General features: G+C 45.2%; 22 protein-coding genes. All 22 read right to left on the minus strand.

Going from position 1 to position 18,761, the window contains the following annotated elements:
- Positions 1–5: 5 nt before the first annotated feature.
- Positions 6–728 (minus strand): flagella basal body P-ring formation protein FlgA, encoded by a 723-nt coding sequence (gene flgA / locus CVU71_03035; GenBank protein PKN20769.1) that lies wholly within the window; start codon positions 726–728, stop codon positions 6–8.
- Positions 729–731: 3 nt separating this feature from the next.
- Entirely contained in the window at positions 732–1,517 is a 786-nt protein-coding gene (flgG, locus tag CVU71_03040; GenBank protein ID PKN20770.1) for a flagellar basal-body rod protein FlgG, read from the minus strand.
- Between the two features lie 12 nt (positions 1,518–1,529).
- Positions 1,530–2,342 carry a flagellar basal-body rod protein FlgF gene (gene flgF / locus CVU71_03045; GenBank protein PKN20771.1) on the minus strand — a complete coding sequence of 271 codons (813 nt, stop codon included), beginning with the start codon at positions 2,340–2,342 and terminating at the stop codon, positions 1,530–1,532.
- 153 nt (positions 2,343–2,495) lie between these two features.
- On the minus strand, positions 2,496–2,795 hold the full coding sequence (locus CVU71_03050) for a flagellar biosynthesis protein FlhB (GenBank protein ID PKN20772.1): 300 nt from the start codon (positions 2,793–2,795) through the stop codon (positions 2,496–2,498).
- 9 nt (positions 2,796–2,804) lie between these two features.
- On the minus strand, positions 2,805–3,968 hold the full coding sequence (locus CVU71_03055; protein ID PKN20773.1) for a hypothetical protein: 1,164 nt from the start codon (positions 3,966–3,968) through the stop codon (positions 2,805–2,807).
- Positions 3,968–4,432: a hypothetical protein gene (locus tag CVU71_03060; protein PKN20774.1), complete on the minus strand. Its 465-nt coding sequence runs from the start codon at positions 4,430–4,432 to the stop codon at positions 3,968–3,970. Before CVU71_03060 ends, CVU71_03055 begins: the two co-directional genes overlap by 1 nt.
- Before the next feature lies 1 nt (position 4,433).
- Positions 4,434–4,745 carry a hypothetical protein gene (locus tag CVU71_03065; protein PKN20775.1) on the minus strand — a complete coding sequence of 104 codons (312 nt, stop codon included), beginning with the start codon at positions 4,743–4,745 and terminating at the stop codon, positions 4,434–4,436.
- A 94-nt stretch (positions 4,746–4,839) separates the two neighbouring features.
- Positions 4,840–5,625 (minus strand): hypothetical protein, encoded by a 786-nt coding sequence (locus tag CVU71_03070; protein PKN20776.1) that lies wholly within the window; start codon positions 5,623–5,625, stop codon positions 4,840–4,842.
- A gap of 57 nt (positions 5,626–5,682) precedes the next feature.
- Positions 5,683–6,321, minus strand: coding sequence for a hypothetical protein (locus tag CVU71_03075; protein ID PKN20777.1), 639 nt, complete (start codon positions 6,319–6,321; stop codon positions 5,683–5,685).
- A gap of 15 nt (positions 6,322–6,336) precedes the next feature.
- Positions 6,337–7,098, minus strand: coding sequence for a FliA/WhiG family RNA polymerase sigma factor (locus CVU71_03080; GenBank protein ID PKN20778.1), 762 nt, complete (start codon positions 7,096–7,098; stop codon positions 6,337–6,339).
- Positions 7,040–7,975, minus strand: coding sequence for a flagellar synthesis regulator FleN (locus tag CVU71_03085; protein ID PKN20779.1), 936 nt, complete (start codon positions 7,973–7,975; stop codon positions 7,040–7,042). Before CVU71_03085 ends, CVU71_03080 begins: the two co-directional genes overlap by 59 nt.
- Before the next feature lie 27 nt (positions 7,976–8,002).
- Positions 8,003–9,163, minus strand: a complete 1,161-nt coding sequence (gene flhF, locus CVU71_03090; protein ID PKN20780.1) for a flagellar biosynthesis protein FlhF — start codon at positions 9,161–9,163, stop codon at positions 8,003–8,005.
- Between the two features lie 4 nt (positions 9,164–9,167).
- The gene (flhA, locus tag CVU71_03095) at positions 9,168–11,249 is read right to left on the minus strand and encodes a flagellar biosynthesis protein FlhA (protein ID PKN20781.1); all 2,082 of its coding nucleotides are present in this window, start codon (positions 11,247–11,249) and stop codon (positions 9,168–9,170) included.
- A 6-nt stretch (positions 11,250–11,255) separates the two neighbouring features.
- Positions 11,256–12,329: a flagellar biosynthesis protein FlhB gene (flhB, locus tag CVU71_03100; protein ID PKN20782.1), complete on the minus strand. Its 1,074-nt coding sequence runs from the start codon at positions 12,327–12,329 to the stop codon at positions 11,256–11,258.
- 170 nt (positions 12,330–12,499) lie between these two features.
- Positions 12,500–13,279, minus strand: coding sequence for a flagellar biosynthetic protein FliR (gene fliR / locus CVU71_03105; protein ID PKN20783.1), 780 nt, complete (start codon positions 13,277–13,279; stop codon positions 12,500–12,502).
- 50 nt (positions 13,280–13,329) lie between these two features.
- Positions 13,330–13,599 (minus strand): flagellar biosynthetic protein FliQ, encoded by a 270-nt coding sequence (gene fliQ, locus CVU71_03110; GenBank protein ID PKN20784.1) that lies wholly within the window; start codon positions 13,597–13,599, stop codon positions 13,330–13,332.
- Between the two features lie 118 nt (positions 13,600–13,717).
- On the minus strand, positions 13,718–14,491 hold the full coding sequence (fliP, locus tag CVU71_03115; GenBank protein ID PKN20785.1) for a flagellar biosynthetic protein FliP: 774 nt from the start codon (positions 14,489–14,491) through the stop codon (positions 13,718–13,720).
- Positions 14,488–14,889: a flagellar biosynthetic protein FliO gene (fliO, locus tag CVU71_03120; protein ID PKN20786.1), complete on the minus strand. Its 402-nt coding sequence runs from the start codon at positions 14,887–14,889 to the stop codon at positions 14,488–14,490. The genes fliP and fliO overlap by 4 nt, the downstream gene beginning before the upstream one ends.
- Positions 14,890–14,900: 11 nt before the next feature.
- Positions 14,901–15,329 (minus strand): flagellar motor switch protein FliN, encoded by a 429-nt coding sequence (gene fliN / locus CVU71_03125; protein PKN21049.1) that lies wholly within the window; start codon positions 15,327–15,329, stop codon positions 14,901–14,903.
- Positions 15,330–15,342: 13 nt separating this feature from the next.
- Entirely contained in the window at positions 15,343–16,344 is a 1,002-nt protein-coding gene (fliM, locus tag CVU71_03130) for a flagellar motor switch protein FliM (protein ID PKN20787.1), read from the minus strand.
- 66 nt (positions 16,345–16,410) lie between these two features.
- Positions 16,411–16,950, minus strand: coding sequence for a flagellar basal body protein FliL (locus CVU71_03135; GenBank protein PKN20788.1), 540 nt, complete (start codon positions 16,948–16,950; stop codon positions 16,411–16,413).
- A 232-nt stretch (positions 16,951–17,182) separates the two neighbouring features.
- On the minus strand, positions 17,183–18,754 hold the full coding sequence (locus tag CVU71_03140; GenBank protein ID PKN20789.1) for a hypothetical protein: 1,572 nt from the start codon (positions 18,752–18,754) through the stop codon (positions 17,183–17,185).
- Positions 18,755–18,761 lie beyond the last annotated feature (7 nt).

The following is an 18,761-nucleotide window of genomic DNA, read 5'->3' on the forward strand; positions in this document are numbered from 1 at the left end:
TAACCCTAAAAATCGATCTGAACCTTAGCCTGACCAACCACTCGGGCGTGAATAACTTTATTGGAACTGAGATTGCGCACTTTCACCAGCGCATCTTCAGCGCCGTCTTCTTCCGCCACACCATTCATCATCATTTTCATTACGCCATTATCCAGAATCACTTGCACCATTTTCCCTTTTCTCACCGGCATGGCGCTTTTGAGCATACTGCGTGTAATTTGCATATTAGGACGAACACTCACAACAATGGTTTTCCCGATGGCTTCATCCAATGACGCTAAGGCATTCATGGGAATGTTTTTCACCCATTTTTTTTGCACAGTCACATCATTGTCCGACAGGATGGCGTCTCTGGAGATGTTATTGCGGCTGATCACAAATTCACGCAATACTTCTATTCTGACACGAACAGGCACTTCTTTGAAAAAGATATTATTAACGAAAATGCGAACATTGAAAGATGTATCGCCAATGTATTCTTCTCTGGATCTGCTTTCAATGCGCAATGTCACCTTACCGTTGACATTCTCTACATTTGGAAGACCGGAAAGAAGCTCAATGCGAACGTTTTCGGCTGGCCAGAGCATATTATTATCAATGTGCTGACGGATTTCATGCATCAATATTTTTTCATCGACCTGCTTGCAGAAAGCGGATGTCGGACCGATAAGAGCCAGAAAGCAAATCATCAAAGTGCAAGCCAGAATTTTTCCGTTCAGTCTAATCATCACTTACGACCTCTTGAGGCTGTTGATTATCCCCAGCATACTGTCGGCGGTCTGAATCGCCTTGGAGTTGATTTCATAAGCACGCTGTCCGACAATCATCCGCACCATTTCATCAACCACGTTGACGTTGGACATTTCCAGAAAACTCTGTGAAACGGTTCCTATCCCGTTTTCTCCGGGATTGCCCGTAATCGCATCGCCGGAGGCCACCGATTTGGCAAAGAGATTTCTGCCGACACTGCTAAGCCCGGCGGGATTAACAAACGTCGCCAATTCCAGCCTGCCTGTGGCCAGCGGGTTGCCTTCTTTATCCGCAGCCGTCCAGGTACCGCCGGTATCCATCGTAAAAGAAACCGTTGCGGTCGGGACGGTGATGTTCGGAAGCAGTTTCAGACCTTCAGAATTTACAACCGCACCGTCTTTATCCAGCTTGAAGTTGCCGGCTCGCGTATAATAAGTAGTCCCGTTATCATCAATCTGGAAAAAACCATCTTTTTCAATAGCCCAATCAAATTGATTACCCGTTTGCTGATGGTCACCCTCTGTAAAGAGTTTCTGAGTGGACATGGGCTTGACGCCCATGCCGACTTCAAGGCCGGTGGGCAACTGACTGCCCTGAGTGGTTTCTGATCCGGACTTGCTGTAGATTTGATACATGAGATCCTGAAAATCAGCCCGGGCTTTCTTAAAGCCCACCGTACTAACATTGGCCAGGTTGTTGGCAACAACATCCTGCTCGATTTGCTGGGCCACCATTCCGGTTGCCGCTGTCCATAATGATCGGATCATTATTCTCTCCTTTTAAATCAATTTTCCTATTCTGCTGGTGGAAATCTTGTCTAAATCCTGCAATGTCAAAATCATCTTCTGGTATGTTTCAAAAGTCCGCTGAATTTCCATCATATCCGTCATTTCCCGAATGGCATTGACGTTGGATAATTCAACGTATCCGGATGATACTCTGTATTCTTTGGCATTCTGCAGACCTGCCTTGTTATTATCGATAAAACCGCCATTCGTCGAACGAGTCAAAAACTGAGGGTTCTCAAAAGAGGATATTTTTAATTTCCCGGCCAGCGCTTCATCTGCATAAATGGAACCTTGCTGATCAATGTCAATTTTGCTGCCATTAATAATAATTTTTCCGGACTCTCCCAAAACATACTCGCCGGACTGCGTTACCAGTTCATTATTTTTATTGAGAACAAAACTGCCGTTGCGCGTATAAGTCTCACCCTGATTAGTCTCAATCGTAAAGAACCCATCGCCTTCAATAGCGATATCCAGAACATTTCCGGTAACCCTCAATGTGCCTTGCGAGAAATCCATCTTTGAAACGGTGGCTCCCAGTTCAACCAGAGCTCCCTGTTGAACTTCTTTACCTTTCATGGAGAAATACATATGCTCTGCTTTGAATCCGGACGTGGAAGCGTTGGCAATATTATTTGTCACATAATCCAGCTGCGAAAGTTTTCTTGCGCCGGCTCTGGCAATGTCCGTTACATTATAAAGCATCCTGGTTCTCCCTCTTTTCTGACTCATTAAAGCAAGCGATGTGCCATATAATATCCATGCCTGTTTTAGATGTTTTTTCAGATCAGCGTTTCCATGCATGTATTCATTTTTACTAATATATTAGAATTATTTTTAACATCGTGACCATTAAAACAGAATGCTTCGATTAACCAGCATGAGATGAACAACATCGGTAATCAGGCAATTTTTTACCGCAGGGAATTTTTTTCCGGGACAGGTTAAATGACGATTTTACGGCTGTTTATTGGTACGTTCATTTTCGTTGAGGGAATAAACAAAGGCCAGAATTTCCGCGACGGCCCGGTAGAGTTCAACCGGAATTTCCGAACCGACTTTGAGTTTGCTCAACACCTGGATCAGATCGGGATCATTTTTTATCGGAATACCCTGCTCCCGGGCTACTTCGATTATTTTCTCAGCAATCGTCCCTTTGCCGCTGGCCGTTATGGCAGGCGCATTTCTCTTCTCTGAGTCATACTGAATGGCCGCGGCCATCTTGGTGAGCTGTTTTTTTTCTTTGCTGTCTTTCATATTTTGTCTTTAAGCAAAATGATTAACCAAATCCAGCGAACCCAATAATTGCTGTTCGATAAATTCAGTTTTTCTAAGCTTCAGTTCGGATGCCTTTAAACAATCGATCTGGTCGATTCCGTAACCAATATCACCCAGCGCCTTTTTCAGCTGGTCGGCCGATGCGGCAAGCAGTAATTTTACCTCTTCACTTTCACATTTAATGAGGCAACGAATACGGCCTTCACGCACAGATGCGTTAATATTAATTTCCCCCAGGTAATCCAGATTCAGAAAGATCACAACGTTGCAGGCTGAATATTTTTTGGCGCCGGCTGCGTGTTTATCATCGGGGGTTATGAAAATATCCGCCTGACGCAAAGTCTCTCCCGCAGCGACAGGAATTTGGAGATATAGTCCGGATTCATTTTGCTGGAAAACGACATTGACCGCCTGCCTGGCTTCAATCGTTTTAAGAGCCTCCGAGGTAAAGGAAGAGAGATTCATCAATTTTGCCGCAATCTGCGTATCAAGTTTCGTGATATCCTTGAGCGTTTCCGTTAACGCTGCCGATAAATTTAACAAAGAAGCCTTTAAATTCTCCACAAGTATAGGCGTTTTGCCGTCCTTTGAAGAAAGCGAAGCAATCCTGCTCAAATCATTTTCCAGAAAAAGGCCGAACTGAGAAATAAAATCCTTTACAAACAACGGATTTATTTTGGTCTGCGATGAAAAAATAATATTGTTAAAAAGCTTCATCAAGGCGTCAATTTTGGGGGGGGACATCACCTGCGATAAATTAACCGATTTAAGGTTGGCGGAAAATTCGTCAACTTTATTCAGGAGCATGATCAACGAGTCAGGATTAACATGCCATTGCAGCAATCTTTCATTCACTTTGGCGTCAGTACTTTGTTTCTGTGTATCGATAACATTTAAAATAATCTGCGGCTGAACGCTCTGGACTTTAACCTGAAGTTTTTCTCCCACATTTAAAGAAATATCGCTTTTGGCCACAATGGGACCACCATCTTTCATCGCCATGAGATATTGATTGGCCGATTGCTTTTCAATAACGCTGACGGTCAGAGTCTCTCCCGGCACCAGATTGGGTAAGGGATGGTTATTTCTTGCGGTTTCAGCAGTTTTATTTATAGTGATAGGTGTGTTTGAATTAACAGGAAGGACAGCCATCAGGCATTCTCATTTTTGACCCTGTAAAGATCGACAATTAATCCGACTTCCGGTTCGGTGAAACCGGTGGCTTCGGCTACATTTGCTTCCGAACAGCCTTTCCTGATCATTTGAATAACCTGTTCATACTTGTCCTGAGGAACGTAAGCGGCCCGCTTCCCTGCGGCATCGGCTTCAACGCTCTCTGATTTCGCCAGCAACGTTTTAACTCTTTGTTCTTTGAGGTCCAGCTCCAGTGCGATTTCTTTGAGCGCCAGACGGCTCTGCTCCAGAGCCCGGAGAAAGTTTTCAGATGCCGCCTGTGATTCGGCTGTAATTGTTTTGAGTTCCCTCATCATCGCTTCATGAGATTTCATCAGAGGCTTTTTCAGATTGACATTCACACGCCACAGAAGGACGATAATCGACACCAGCAAAGCCAGGTCAATGAATAATTGCAGGAATAAGGGTTTTGATATTTCCATTTTATACTTTGATGTTAATGAGACTGCCCTCTTCCGACGATTCATCATTTTCGTCTCTCAGAGGTTCTGCGTGACGAGGAGCATGCTGGCCTGCGCCTTTTTGCTTGTCCTCTTTTTCCTGTCTTCTCCTGATTTTTGCCTTTTCCGCTTCTTCAAATTGCCTGATCTTCTCTTGTGCCAAACGATCTTCTTCCGACAATTTCAGCTGAAAATACCTCTGCTGCATATCGGCGTGCTGCTGCTGGATCTGCTGAATTTTCTCCGTGGACGATGTTTGCAATATGGATTGTTGAACATCTATAGCTCTTACCATTTATTGTCCTCCCCGCTTCAGTTAAAACATATTGAAATCGGGACTTCTTTTTCATAACATCGTCAAAAAAACAGAATTACTTAAATATCCTCTCTCAACCGGCGGAAACGCGATAGGGCATGGTTATGGAAATCGTGTTGCTGTCTTCTTTCGTTGAAAATTGAATCCCCGCAGAATATTGTTTCAACATTACAAGCGCCATCAGGAATCCTTTTTCCATTTTTACATCCGCTATGTCCAAATTGTCACCTTGAAAGTATTGAGCAATAAAATTGCTGACATCTTCCGGCACAGCATCACCGGAATACTTTATCAATATCAAAATATTTTCATGATTATGATGAGTTGTCAGAGATAATTCTTTAATTTCACTCTTTAAAGCCCGGGTCATGGCGAAACGGATTAACCGCCAGAAAGCCAGAGATAATTCCGCAGTATTCCCTTTGATATCAAGACAATCGCTGTCAAATTGCATATTTTTTGTTATTTCATGCTTAAATTCCAGATAAAAATTCGCAAAACGCATTTCCGCCGCCAGCAACTGAGAAATATTAATGCGATCCTTTCCTTTAGCCGCCAGAGCGTAAAATTTCCCGGACGCATCACGGAACATTTCAAAAAAAGACTCGGATTCCTTGTTGACGGAACGAATATCGTTTTTAATACGCTGCAATTCATCTTGCAGACCGGCTGCGGTTTCGGGGTACTGTTCGTTAATTTTTCTTACGGTGTCATCAATACGCCTCTGCAGCAATTTTGAACGCCCCATGATTCCATTTAACGGATTGGCAAAATTATGCAGCACTCCCGGCATAAGTTCATGAATAAATGTGGATGTAAAATCAGCTTCCAATGCTTTATACGTTTCGCTTTTTTCCATTCTTTTCTCCGGTTTTTATACTACGCATCAGATATGAAAGAAGTCAATTGATAATGATTACATAATAAAATAATTCATAAAATATACATTTTTCACGGAACCCTTGCCCAGTATTTTCTCCAGTTCCGACGTCAATTCTTTTTTCATTTTCTTACGTTCTTCCACAGATCTCAGGGCGACAACGCTTCTGCTTTGGGCTGCTTTGTAAATTATATCACGAACACTTGTGTTATTTTCCAATTGATCCAAATTAATTTTACCGTCAACGTCAAAAGCCACGTCACACATGAGAACGTAATTATTGCCTTTTGAATCCTTCAGGTCGATCATGAAATCTTTAAGATAAACGATCCTCCATGCTTCGGAGGCAACGGCGGCGAGGTTAACGGCATTCTGATTTAAATTGGTTTTGTCCAGTAATTGTTGTTCGGTCGCCTGGTAGTTTTTTTTACCGGTTGCCGGCGTTTGATGGACGGGGGAAACGGTATCCATCAAATAAAAGATCAGAACCCCGACGACGATCAGAACAATCAGGATAATCGGCCCAAAAATTATCAGCAGTTTATTGAATGCCCACTTTCCACCGCTTCCGCCTGTGTCTTCAATTTCATGGTCAGGGGCATTCTGCTGATCAACGGACATCTCAATTTCTATGCCGGGAAGATCTTCCAATATATCTAATTTTGCCTTTTTCATCGAATGAACCTTTTTCTACCTGGCAAACTTAATGGTGCTGCGCAAGCGTAAAACGGCCTGGGCATGGAGCTGGCAGACGCGCGATTCCGTTAATTCCATCACCCGGCCCGCTTCTTTCATGGTCAGTTCTTCATAATAGTAAAGCGATAAAACGAGTTTTTCTCTGGGGGGCAATTGATCAATGGCCTGCTTCAACTTGTCTTTAAATTCCATGTCCACCAGCATGGTCAGAGGATTGCCTTCATTAATGCCGGCTAAAACATCTTCACGACCGTATTTCTCAAGATAATCCGGCGGCAGATCTTCCGTTGATATCATGGAAACACATCTGGCTTCATCAAGCAGTATAAAATATTCGTCCAGAGAAATACCTAACTGTGCCGCAATCTCCGTTTCGTCAGGCATTCTTCCCAGTGTTTTTTTAAGCGCATTCATGGCGCTTTCAATTTTATTATCCTTGCTTCTGGTCGCCCGGGGAACCCAGTCTTTCGCCCTCAACTCATCGAGCACCGCCCCACGGATGCGAAAACTTGCATAGGTTTCAAATTGAACATTTCTGGTTTTGTCATATTTTTCAAGCGCGGACATCAACCCCATAATTCCGACATTGATAAGATCTTCTTTATCCGCTGCGTCGATCGGCAATTTAGCTGCCAGTCTTCCAACAATATTCTTCACCAGCGGCGCATATCGCATAATAAGGTCATTACGCTGCTGCTTATGCGCGATTTTTGTCAATGATGCTTTCCCAGAAGAATTTAATGCTCCCGTTTTCATACTCTTCCAAATTCTCCGCGGAGATTTTTTCGGATATTTTTGCCAGACACCGCGCGGCCGGACATTGGGGATACAGTTCAGCCACCAGTGTTTGTTTCCTGACGGATTCTCTAACTTTGTCATCTAATACGATATGGCCTAAATATTCAATAGTTAAATTCAGAAAATGATCCGTCGCGTTACTGAGCCTTGTATAAATTTCCTTGGCTTCGGCTGCGTTATGAACCATATTAACAATCATTCGGAATCGTCTTTTGGCGTGTCGCTGATAAAGTACTTTAATCAGAGCATAGGCATCGGTCATCGCGGTCGGTTCAGGTGTGGTCACAACGATTATTTCTTTAGCCGCCATATTGAAATACATGACATTTGAGGAAATGCCGGCGCCCGTATCAATCAGCATGAAATCCAAAGAGTCGTTGAGGGTGTTTAATTCATCTATCAGAGTCAGTTTCTGTCCGCGGGAAAGATCCGTCATTTCTGGAATTCCGGAGGCGGAAGGCAATATTTTTATTCCTCTGGGACCCTTGATAATGGCTTCCGTCAGTGTTTTTTCGCCGTTTAACACATGATAAAGATTGTATGGAGAATTGATCCCAAGAACAACATCAATGTTAGCCAATCCCGCATCAGCGTCCAGGATCAGCGTCCTTTTTTTGTGCCCCGCGAGCAGATAGGCCAGGTTGGCTGTTATGTTGGTTTTTCCCACGCCGCCTTTGCCGCTGGTCACTGATATAACACGGGTGTCATGGCGACGCGTTGCATAAGCGCCCGGTTTGACGGGGGCTCCTTCCCGATTATCCGGATGTATTTCTTTCTTCTTTATTTCCCGAAGGGTTGCTGCCTGATCCACGGTCATAACACTCCTTACTTCCATTTACATAATGTTTTATCCACATACCGCTCAATGCGCGGCGCATCTTAGCATTAAATCCGCCATCCTGGCCGGCGTGACTTCCTCAATATCCTGGGGGACATTCTGCCCGCAGGTGAGATAAGTAACCGGCTTTTTCGTGCTGGAAAGAACATCATAAAGCCTGCCGAATCTTCTGGATTCATCAATTTTAGTGACAATCAGATGATCAATCCGGAATCTGGAATACCCCGTGACAATGTTGTCAAGGTGATCTTCACTGCCTGTGGCGTTAATCAGTAAATTCTTTTCAATCCGTTGATCGGAAATCGTTTCTTCTATCTTGTTAAGATATCCGTCATCCGGTCGCGCGCGGCCCGGCGTATCCACGAGAATAATGTCCTTGTCGGCAAGAACCCGCAAAGCCTTTTCAAACGTCTCGCGTGTAGAAGCCTTCTCCATCCGCAGACCCATTATTTTGGCGTAGGTTTCCAATTGTTCAGCGGCGGCAATGCGATAATTATCTGTAGTTATCAGGCCGACATTCATTTTTTTCATAATCGAATACCGTGCGGCCAGTTTTGCCAGCGTTGTCGTCTTTCCCACACCCGTGGGGCCAATAAACATCTTAATACGCGTTTCTGCCCCTGTTTCGGGAAGAGCGGGCAAAGAACCAATAATATGCTTTTCCGCTAATTTCAGGGCGTCCGCTTCACTCGATTGTGCAGGCCAGGACGCCGCCTGATTCATCGCTTCCACGATACGGCAGGAACTGGATTGCGAAAAGCCGTTGCCCAGCAAATGCAGATACACCTTCCGGTTCAGATCCTGGGGAGCCTTGCCCTTTCTCATTCCCAGAATATCAAAGAATGAATTCATCGTTTCCTTCATCTCGGCCAGCTCCGAGTTGAGGGAGTTTTGTTCATGCAAGTTTTTGATGGATTCTCTGATTTCCTTAAGCTCGGCGCGGAAAAAAGCAAAGACATCCTCATGAGGATTCAGGTCGCGAACTTCGGAGGCATCAGCTTTTCCGATCGGAGTTTTATGGGGAACCTGTATATTTTCATCACGTGCCGCCATGACTTCAAATGCCTCTTTTCTTCCGCTTCCGATCTTCCTCGCGGATAAAATAACGGCATCCGGCCCCAGATCATTTTTGATCTTCGTCATGGCTTCGCTCATGGATGCTACTTCGTATCGTTTCACTTGCATAGGATCACTCGACCATTCCCAGAGATTTAATATTGGCTTCACGGGCTATTTCATTGTGCGCCAGAAACACCAGATTGGGATAAAATTTTTCCAGAATCTTACGAAAATGAATTCGTGTATTGGGTGAACATAAAACAATCGGCTGCAGGCCGCTCGCTGCAAATGCACTGATCATTTTTTGCAGATTACTGACTATCTTTTTGACGAGATTAGGATCAGGAGAGACAAACGACTCGTGTTCCGTATGTTGAATGGAACGGCTGATCTTGTCTTCAATGTCGGGGGACATGATCATGACCGTGATATTGCCCTCTCTGTCCTGATACTGCTTGGTAATCGCCCGCCCCAAAGCCTGCCTCACATAGCCGGTAAGAATATCCGCATTTTTTGTCATGGCAATATACTCACCCATCGTTTCAATAATCGTTAACAAATCGCGGATGGAAATTCGTTCACGCAGGAGACGCTGCAAAACACGGAGAAGGAGATTGATCGGAATAACTTTGGGAACGATCTCCTTGACAACGCGCGGATACAGCTGTTCCAGATTATCGACCAGAGATTGAACTTCCTGGCGTCCCATCAACTCATCGGCGTAAGTTTTGGTCAGTTCCGTCAGATGGGTGGTCATGACTGTGGCCGGATCAACCACGACATAACCTTTGGCCATGATGGCATCTTTATCTCTATCTGAAACCCACATCGCGGGCAGACCAAAAGCCGGCTCCTTGGTGGGAATTCCCTTGATCTTCATGTTTTTTTCATCGGTAGAAATGACCAAATGATGCCCCATCATTACGGAGCCGTGAGCAACTTCGATGCCTTTGAGCAACACAGTATATTCATCCGGCTTTAATTTCAGATTATCCCGGATATGAATCGCCGGCATAATGAAACCCATTTCATTGGCCAGTTGACGGCGAAGGGCCTTAATCCTCTGCAACAATTCCCCACCCTGCGACGCATCAACCATCGGAATCAGCGCATACCCTACTTCGAGGCCCATGGCATCAAGCGGCGCAATGGCATCCACCGGTTCCGCAGCCTCCGGTGCTTCCATTTCTTTTGTTTCTTCTTCAAGCTTTTTCGCGGCGATGCTTTTCACTACCCGATAAGCGACAAACGCGATAATCGCGGCAACGATTAAAAATGATATTTTAGGCATGCCTGGAATCAGCGCAAAAACAAATAAGAGGATGGCTGCCGTAGCAATAGCTCTCGGCTGAGTGAATACCTGAGCTTTCACTTCATCCCCCAGTTCAGTGGCTGTTGCCGTTCTGGTCACCAGAATACCAGCTGCTGTGGATACGATCAAAGCGGGCACTTGCGTCACCAGACCGTCACCAACCGTCAGCAACGTATAATTTCGCGCGGCATCCACCACCGGCATGCCCATTTGCAACACGCCGATAATCAAACCGCCGATGATATTCACAAAAACAATCAGAATACCCGCGACCGCATCGCCGCGGACAAATTTACTTGCGCCGTCCATGGCGCCGTAAAAGTTTGCTTCCTGCTCAATCTCAATACGTCTGCGCCTTGCGTCGGTATCCGAAATTAAACCTGCATTCAAGTCCGCGTCGATACTCATTTGCTTGCCGGGCATTGCGTCTAGAGTAAAACGCGCCGATACTTCGGCTACCCGGGTTGCGCCCTTGGTAATGACCACAAAATTGATGAGCACTAAAACCATGAAAACGATTAAACCAACGACATAATTTCCGCCGACCACAAAGGTTCCAAACGCCTGAATGACCTGACCGGCTGCGCTTGTGCCTTCAGAGCCATGCAGGAGAATCAAGCGCGTTGAGGCAACATTGAGAGAAAGACGCAACAGGGTTACAATTAACAAGACTGATGGAAATACTGAAAACTGCAATGGTTTTAAAACATACATGGACATCAGAAGAATAATAATGGAAAGCGCCAAGCTCAGCGATAAAAGAATATCGAGTAAAAAAGTGGGGATCGGAATAATCATCACCATGAGAATGGCGACAACAGCCATCGCGATCATGGCGGAATTCGATGTCGCCGAATCCATGAATGTACTTCTACCGGTTATCCCTTGTGCGTCAGCCATTGTTTATTATCCAAATATCTTTATTTTCTTTTGTTCGTAAACAAATGCCAGAACTTCCGCGACCGCCTTGTAAAGATCTTCCGGCACAGCATTGTTCACTTTAACAATCTTATACAATACCTGTGCCAGAGGCTTATTTTCAATGATGAGAACATCATTTTCCTGCGCAATATTTCGAATCTTCTCCGCAATAAAATCCGCTCCTTTCGCCACGACAATCGGCGCCTGCATATCTGCCGGATTATATTGAATAGCAACCGCCAGATGGGTCGGGTTGGTAATAACCACGTCCGCCTTAGGCACTTCGGCCATCATCCGTTTCTGCGCCATTTCTCTCTGAATCCGGCGGATTCTGGCTTTTATCATCGGATCGCCTTCCGTATTCTTGTATTCATCCTTGATTTCCTGTTTGGTCATGCGAATGCTCTTTTCAAATTCCCAGCGTTGATAGGCGTAGTCGAGTATCGCCAGAAAGACCAGAACAACTGTCATGTAAAGTAGTATTTTAAAGCAGATGCCGCCTATATAACTGAACATACCCCAGGCAGACTGATCCGCCAGCGGCATCAAATGATCGAATTCATTTCGAATAATAATGTAGGCCACCCCGCCGATAATACTGATCTTCAGGATGCCCTTGAAAAGCTCCGCTATGGAACGGATTGAAAACAGCCTCTTGAATCCTTTGGCGGGGCTGATTTTGTCAAATTTTGGTTGAAGGGATTCCGAAGAAAACATAAAACCGATTTGCAGAACATTTCCCAGAATGGCGGCAATCAGAACTGCGATTAAAAGGGGAAATAGTATTCCAAACCCTTTAAATATATAGCTGGTCATGATTGCCGTCACACTATCCTGCGTCAGATTGACCTGTCCGGCTTCACGAAACCCGACCGTCATGATATCCATCGTCTTTAAAACAAGGGTGGAACCGCCAAAGTAAAAAAACAGGAGACCGGCGACCAGGATACTGACTGAAATCACTTCCTGGGAACGGGCTACCTGGCCTTTCTCACGACTTTCTTCGCGCCGCTTACCTGTGGCTTGCTCGGTTCGTTCCTGATCATCATTTTCGGCCATTGCGACTCCAACAATTAAATCCCGTTAATGCGGGACGAGTATTCATTCTCTACAGCTTGCTGTCATTCATTTCATGCCTCGACAGCTTGCCGAGAGTTGGTTGCTTGACAGATGCGTCAATATTTCGTTATGCATTACCTGTTTGTCCAACCCGCATATCCCGGCAACCCTCACATCAAACGCATCATCGTAACAATTTTACCTTCCAGGCTGATGAAAATAGCCTGTGTTATGTGAACGAAGAGAGGCGCCGTGATGCCTAAAAAAATGAGACCAAGGGAGATCTGTAAAGGAAAACCGACGATGAAAATATTCATCTGCGGTACGGTGCGCGCCATAACACCTAACCCCACATTGGTAAAGATCATTACCGCCATAATCGGAGCGGATATTTTCAGGGCGATCACGAATATATCTCTGGACGTATCAAAAATAAACTGCATGAGCTGACCCGAAAAATGAAAGCTCAGGGGAGCAAGTAAAGCGTAACTCTGAATAATAGCCTGAAAAAACAAATGATGGGCATTGACGGTGAGAAACACCAGCATGGCAATCAGATACTGCAATTCGGTGATGACGGACGACATTTGGGAGGTCATGGGATCAATCACATTGGCGACCGAAAAACCCATTTGAAAACCGATGATGTCGCCCGCCATTCTAATGCCTGCAAAAACCAGTCTGGCGACAAAACCGATCGTCACACCGATCAGCACTTCTCCAATCATGCGAAAGATCAGCTCTATAAAATGTAATTGATTGATCGATGGGATCTGAGAGGCCACCAGAGGAAAGATGATCAGAGAAACAATAATGGACAGGGCGGCTTTGACTTTAGCCGGAACGGTTGCTTCAGAAATCACCGGTATGGTGACAATAATGGCGCTGACCCGGAGTAACACCAAAACAAAAGCATTGAAATGCTCTGCGGACAGGAAAGGCAAACTCATTTAAATGTTCTCCATCTTCATCGCTGATCATTATGTCCGGCAAATCTTCCTCACTTGATATACAAAGGAATATTGATAAATAAATTCTGCGTATAAGTGATCATCATCCCCATCATCCAGGGAAGCGCCGCGATCAGCGTTATCAAAACGGCCACAATCTTGGGCACGAAGACCAGCGTCATTTCCTGAATCTGAGTGACGGCTTGAAACAAACTAATCAAAACGCCAACCACCAATCCGACAATCAACATGGGCGCTGCAACCAGCAGCGTAATCTTGATCGTTTCCGCCATTAATCCGATAATAGTATCAGGCGTCATTTTCTTTTTCCTTATCTAAGCCGTTGTTCAATAATAACTGTAACATTTTAATATCATAACCGGCATCAGGGGCCGTAACGAAATGGATGGAAATGGAACCGTTATTTCTTAACGGCTCCTAATGAAAGCTTTGCACCAAAGAGCCGACAATCAAATGCCAGCCATCTACCAGCACGAACAACAGCAGCTTGAACGGGAGACTTACCATAATGGGCGGCAGCATCATCATGCCCATGGACAGCAAGACGCTTGCCACCACCATATCCAGGATTAAAAAAGGCAAATAAATCATAAAGCCTATCTGAAACGCCGTTTTCAATTCGCTGATTACAAATGCCGGGATCAAAGTGGTAAGCGTTACATCTTCAGGTTTGGAAGGCCGCGGCTCCTTGGCAATTTTAATAAATAACGCCAGATCTTTTTCCCGCACCTGTTTCAGCATAAATTCTTTGACCGGAACAACAGCCCTGGTCATCGCCACTTCTCCGGAAATCTGATCCGCATAATATGGTTTGAGCGCTTCGGTGTTGACGCGATTGATTACGGGAGACATGATGAAGAAAGTTAAAAACAACGACAAACCGACGATGACCTGATTGGGCGGCATCTGTTGCGTACCCAACGCCGTCCGGATAAGCGATAAAACAATGATGATCCGCGTAAAAGACGTGACCAAAAGCAGGATGGCCGGCGCCAGGGACAGGATTGTTAATAAAATCACCAGTTGAATCAGTGATTGTACTTTCTCCGGTTCGGTTGTTCCCCCGTTTAATGTTAAATTGACATTAGGCAGTGCAAAGGGTTGAGCAGCGGAAGCAAGCAGCGGCACAAGCATGGAAAAAATCACCAGCCCCAATGTTAAACCCGTTATAGTCAGCAGTGTTTTTTTCATTTTGCGGACTTACCCGTTTTTTTCCCGGCGGATAAATTGGCCATGGAGAGCAATCTTGCAATTTTTTCTCCGCTGAAAGGACTGGCCGGCGGTTGACTTCGCTGCGACTTGATTTTCGCGATGGCCAGCGGATCATCGATACGGGCAAGGGGCGTCATCTGCTGACCGGTAATCCCCACAACAATTATCTGGTCCAAAACTTCGACCAGAACAATGCTGGATTTAGGACCCAGGTACCGTGATGATAAGACATTAATCAGAGCTTGATTGTCGACGGACGGCGCCTGGCGCTGCATGAAATTTCTGATGAAATACATGACACCGATTAGAAGCCCCAGGACAATCGCCAGAGCAAAAATCATTTTCAGAAATGAAGACAGAAGTGAAATATTGTCCATGGAAGACTCTCTTATCCTAATTTATTGACACGTTCAGCCGGAGAAACAATATCCGTCAGACGCACACCGAATTTTTCATTCACCACAACCACTTCGCCACGGGCAATCAACCGCTGATTAACATAAATATCCATCGGTTCACCAGCCAGTTTGGAAAGTTCCAGAACAGAACCCTGCCCGAGCTGAAGAAGCTCGCTGATGAGCATTTTGCTTCTTCCGAGCTCCGCAGTCAGGGTCAGCGGAATATCCATTATGAAGTCCAGATTGAAATTGGTCTTCCCTTCCGGCTTTGTTCTCTGCAATTCTTCGAAATGGACATTGGATATTTCTGTTTTAGGTCCGGCGGGGTGAGCAGATTGTTCCATCTCATCCTTGACATCGTCCCAGCTGATATTGTCATCCGCCGGAGCCGGTTCTTTTGCAGAACCTACGCCCTTCATCAATTCATCAATTTCATTCTGTTCCATATTCTACATCCTCTTTTCCCGTAATGACCTGTGAAACCTGCACGGCTTGATTACCTTTAAATATCCCCGGAAACCCCTTGTATTTGATAATTCCCTCAATAAAAACATCCAGTGGATCGGATGCATAATGATCCAGTTGGATAACATCACCTTTCTTCAGGTTGATAATATCCTTCCCCAGAATCGATACACGTCCCAGCTCCACCATGATATCAACATAGGATTTCATCAGACCGCCTTTAAAGCGGTTGGACCATGTCTTGTCCACTTCCAGTTGTTCGCTTTGAAAACCGGCTGAAAGCTTTTCCTTAATCGGTTCAAGCATCGAATAAGGAATGCAGATGGATATGACGCCCGAAGTGTACTCCACTTCCAGTTCAAAATTCATCACCACCACCACATCGGTGGGGGGAACTATCTGGGCAAACTGAGGATTAATCTCCGCCCGTTGGTAGGTAATATTCAGATCAATCAATGGTTTCCAGCATTTTTCAAGATCCGAAAGTGCGTTCAACACAATTTTTTTAATCAGATTATTTTCAATCGCCGTGAATTCACGCCCCTCAATCTTAAAAGATTCCGTACCGGTGCCGCCGAAAATAATATCCACCAGCGTGAATATTATTTTAGACTCCACGACAAAAATCGCATTGCCCCTCATGGGGTCCATTCGGAAAAGATGGAGGCTGGTGGGCACAGGCAGCGTCTTCAAAAATTCACCGAATTTTATCATATCAGCTGAAACGGCTGTAACTGAAATAACCTTGCGCAAAATGGAAGATAAAGTGGCCCGGAAAGTCCGGGCATACTTTTCATTGGTCATTTCCAAAGTCGGCATGCGACCCCGGATAATTCTGTCCTGACTGGTCAGATCGTAGGGAATAATCCCGCCAGGCTCGTGATACTGCTCCGCTTCCGTCTCGATTTCACCGCCGGAAATCCCTCGAAGCAGGGCATCAACTTCTTCTTGCGAAAGGATGTTAGTCATGAAACCTCATCTTCATTGCTGTCATTAAGTCCAGATGAAACCGGTATGACGCTGGAATCATCTGACTTACTGAATGACAAATTCCGTAAAATATACTTTAAGCACTTTACCGTTTTTGACATTCATGTTCATCCGCATGGCTATTTCATCGCGCAGACGCTGCTTGCCATATGGATCAATCATTTCCTTGTAAGTTTTCGAAGATAATAAATCCAGAATGGTGTCCCTCAGTTTAGGCGTCAGGAGTTTCATTTCTTCGAGCATTATTTTATCCGATAACTCCAACTGCATGACCACCTTCAAATATCGTTCCCCTTCATTATCGATTAAATTAACGATAAAGGGATCCATCGGCCAGAAGACGCTGACTTGAGGTTTTTCCTGGGCGACGGTTTTTTTTTCGCCCGTCACCGCCTTGGCTTTGAAGAAAAAGAAATAGGCCGCACCGCCGCCGCCGGCCAATAAAACAACTACAACTGCGATAATGATGATCAGTTTTAACTTCGATCCTTTTTGCTCAGGTTGCGATTCCGAATTTTCATCATTTTCTTCTTCATCTGTGACATTTTTTTTCGTCTTTTCCGCAGCAGCCATACCTCTCTCCATTAAATTAGATTTTTACGTAACCGGTTAATTAGCAAAGAGCATACCATCTCTAGCGCCCTTACGCCTATTAGCTGTTTATGTTATAATACAGAGACTTACAATGAAGGTAAATATGAAATTGGACTTCCGAATTAATTTTTTTTGACAGAAAGTCAAATATTTGACGAAGGCAAATAAAATGAGCGGGGCACGTTCCTCAGAACATGCCCCGCTCATTGCATATTACGGGTTACTATCTTTTCAGATTCATCAACTCCTGCATAATGGTATCCTGAGTGGTCACCACGCGTGCGCTGGCTTGATAAGCTTTTTGTGACGTAATCATTTTAATGAATTCTGTGGCGATATCCGTATTGGACATTTCCAGTGTGTTGGGTGTAAGGGCTCCCATTCCGGATGTACCCGGCGTATTTTGAATGGGGGAACCGGAGGTAACGGTTTCACCAAACAGATTCGATCCCAATTTATTCAAGCCCCACGGATTGGTAAATTTAGATAAGACCAGCTGAGCGAGTTCAGTTGTCTGCCCATTGGTGAAAAAAGCGCTGATGATGCCGTCCTGACCGATAGACAATGTCTTTAACTGACCGGAAGCATAACCATCGGCCGTGACGGCACGGATAACTGATGCCGAGGAATACTGCGTAATTTCCAGAGCGTCATCACCGAGCATATCCCAATTCACGTCGCCGTTCACACCAATTGTCGCATTACCGTCAAGTGCAATAGCGGATAAGTCAATCGTAATATCGCGTTTTCCTACCGATTGCGTATTAACGATTGCAAAAGTCAGTGAACCGGGATTAGAATCAAAAGTGGCTGACGTACCAGAAAAAGTAATGTCTGCATTATCCGATCCGTCCAAGCTAATCTTAACTGTCTGCTCACCTCCTGTTATTGATGAAGTTATCGTCGCATAGGGATAATCGGTAAGTGCTCCTAGAGTCCAGGCAGAACCGGCAGTAGCTGCACGTGACACAACTACGCTTGCCGAATGATGGACCATTCCCGGACGGTCAAGACTGTAGTTTGTGCCAACCTCGCTAACCAAGGCTGCGGTTCCTGTGGGTGCTGCAGGCAGCGTTCCCGTGTATGTCGCATACAATTTTCCATTGCTATCAAAGATTAATCCCTGTGCAATATCCAGGACCGCTCCATTTCCGTCAAGCGAAGCTTCAAGTCCCCAATACCCACCAACCGTCGATGTGTATCCTGTTCGGGTAAAAGTTGTATTTAAAGTATGGCTGGCGCCCAGTGAATCGTAAACCGTTTGCGTTGTATTATATTGACCATTTCTGGCTGTCGCCGCATTTAAATTGGCTCCCAGTGAGATGGTTGCGGTTGCAGTGGGTTCGGATTGTGCACCCAGCAGATTGATATCTCCGAGTGCGCCGGGTACACCGTTGGTTATAATTTTCCCCTGAACTTTATAATTATTGACGTCCACCAGCATGTTGGAGGAATTCAGGTGAAACGCACCGGCGCGCGTGTAATAGGTCGCGCCTTCATCATCATTAACCATGAAGAAACCGTCTCCGTCAATCGCCACGTCGGTGGCGTTTCCTGTGGACTCGAATGACCCGGAACCAAACTGTGTCTGAACTTCCGTAACGGCAACACCGCGTCCAACCTGCATGCTTCCGCCGGCGCCTCCGGAAATACTCTGACTTAAAACATCGGCGAAATACGTCGTGCCGGATTTAAAACCAACCGTGTTTACATTGGCCAGATTGTTGGCAATGACATCCAGTTCCTTGGAACTGGCGTTCAAACCTGAAATTCCCGCCCATAGCGCGCTACCCATAATATCT

This window comes from Deltaproteobacteria bacterium HGW-Deltaproteobacteria-6 (genome assembly GCA_002840435.1).
Classification (GTDB): Bacteria; Desulfobacterota; Syntrophia; order Syntrophales; family Smithellaceae; genus UBA8904.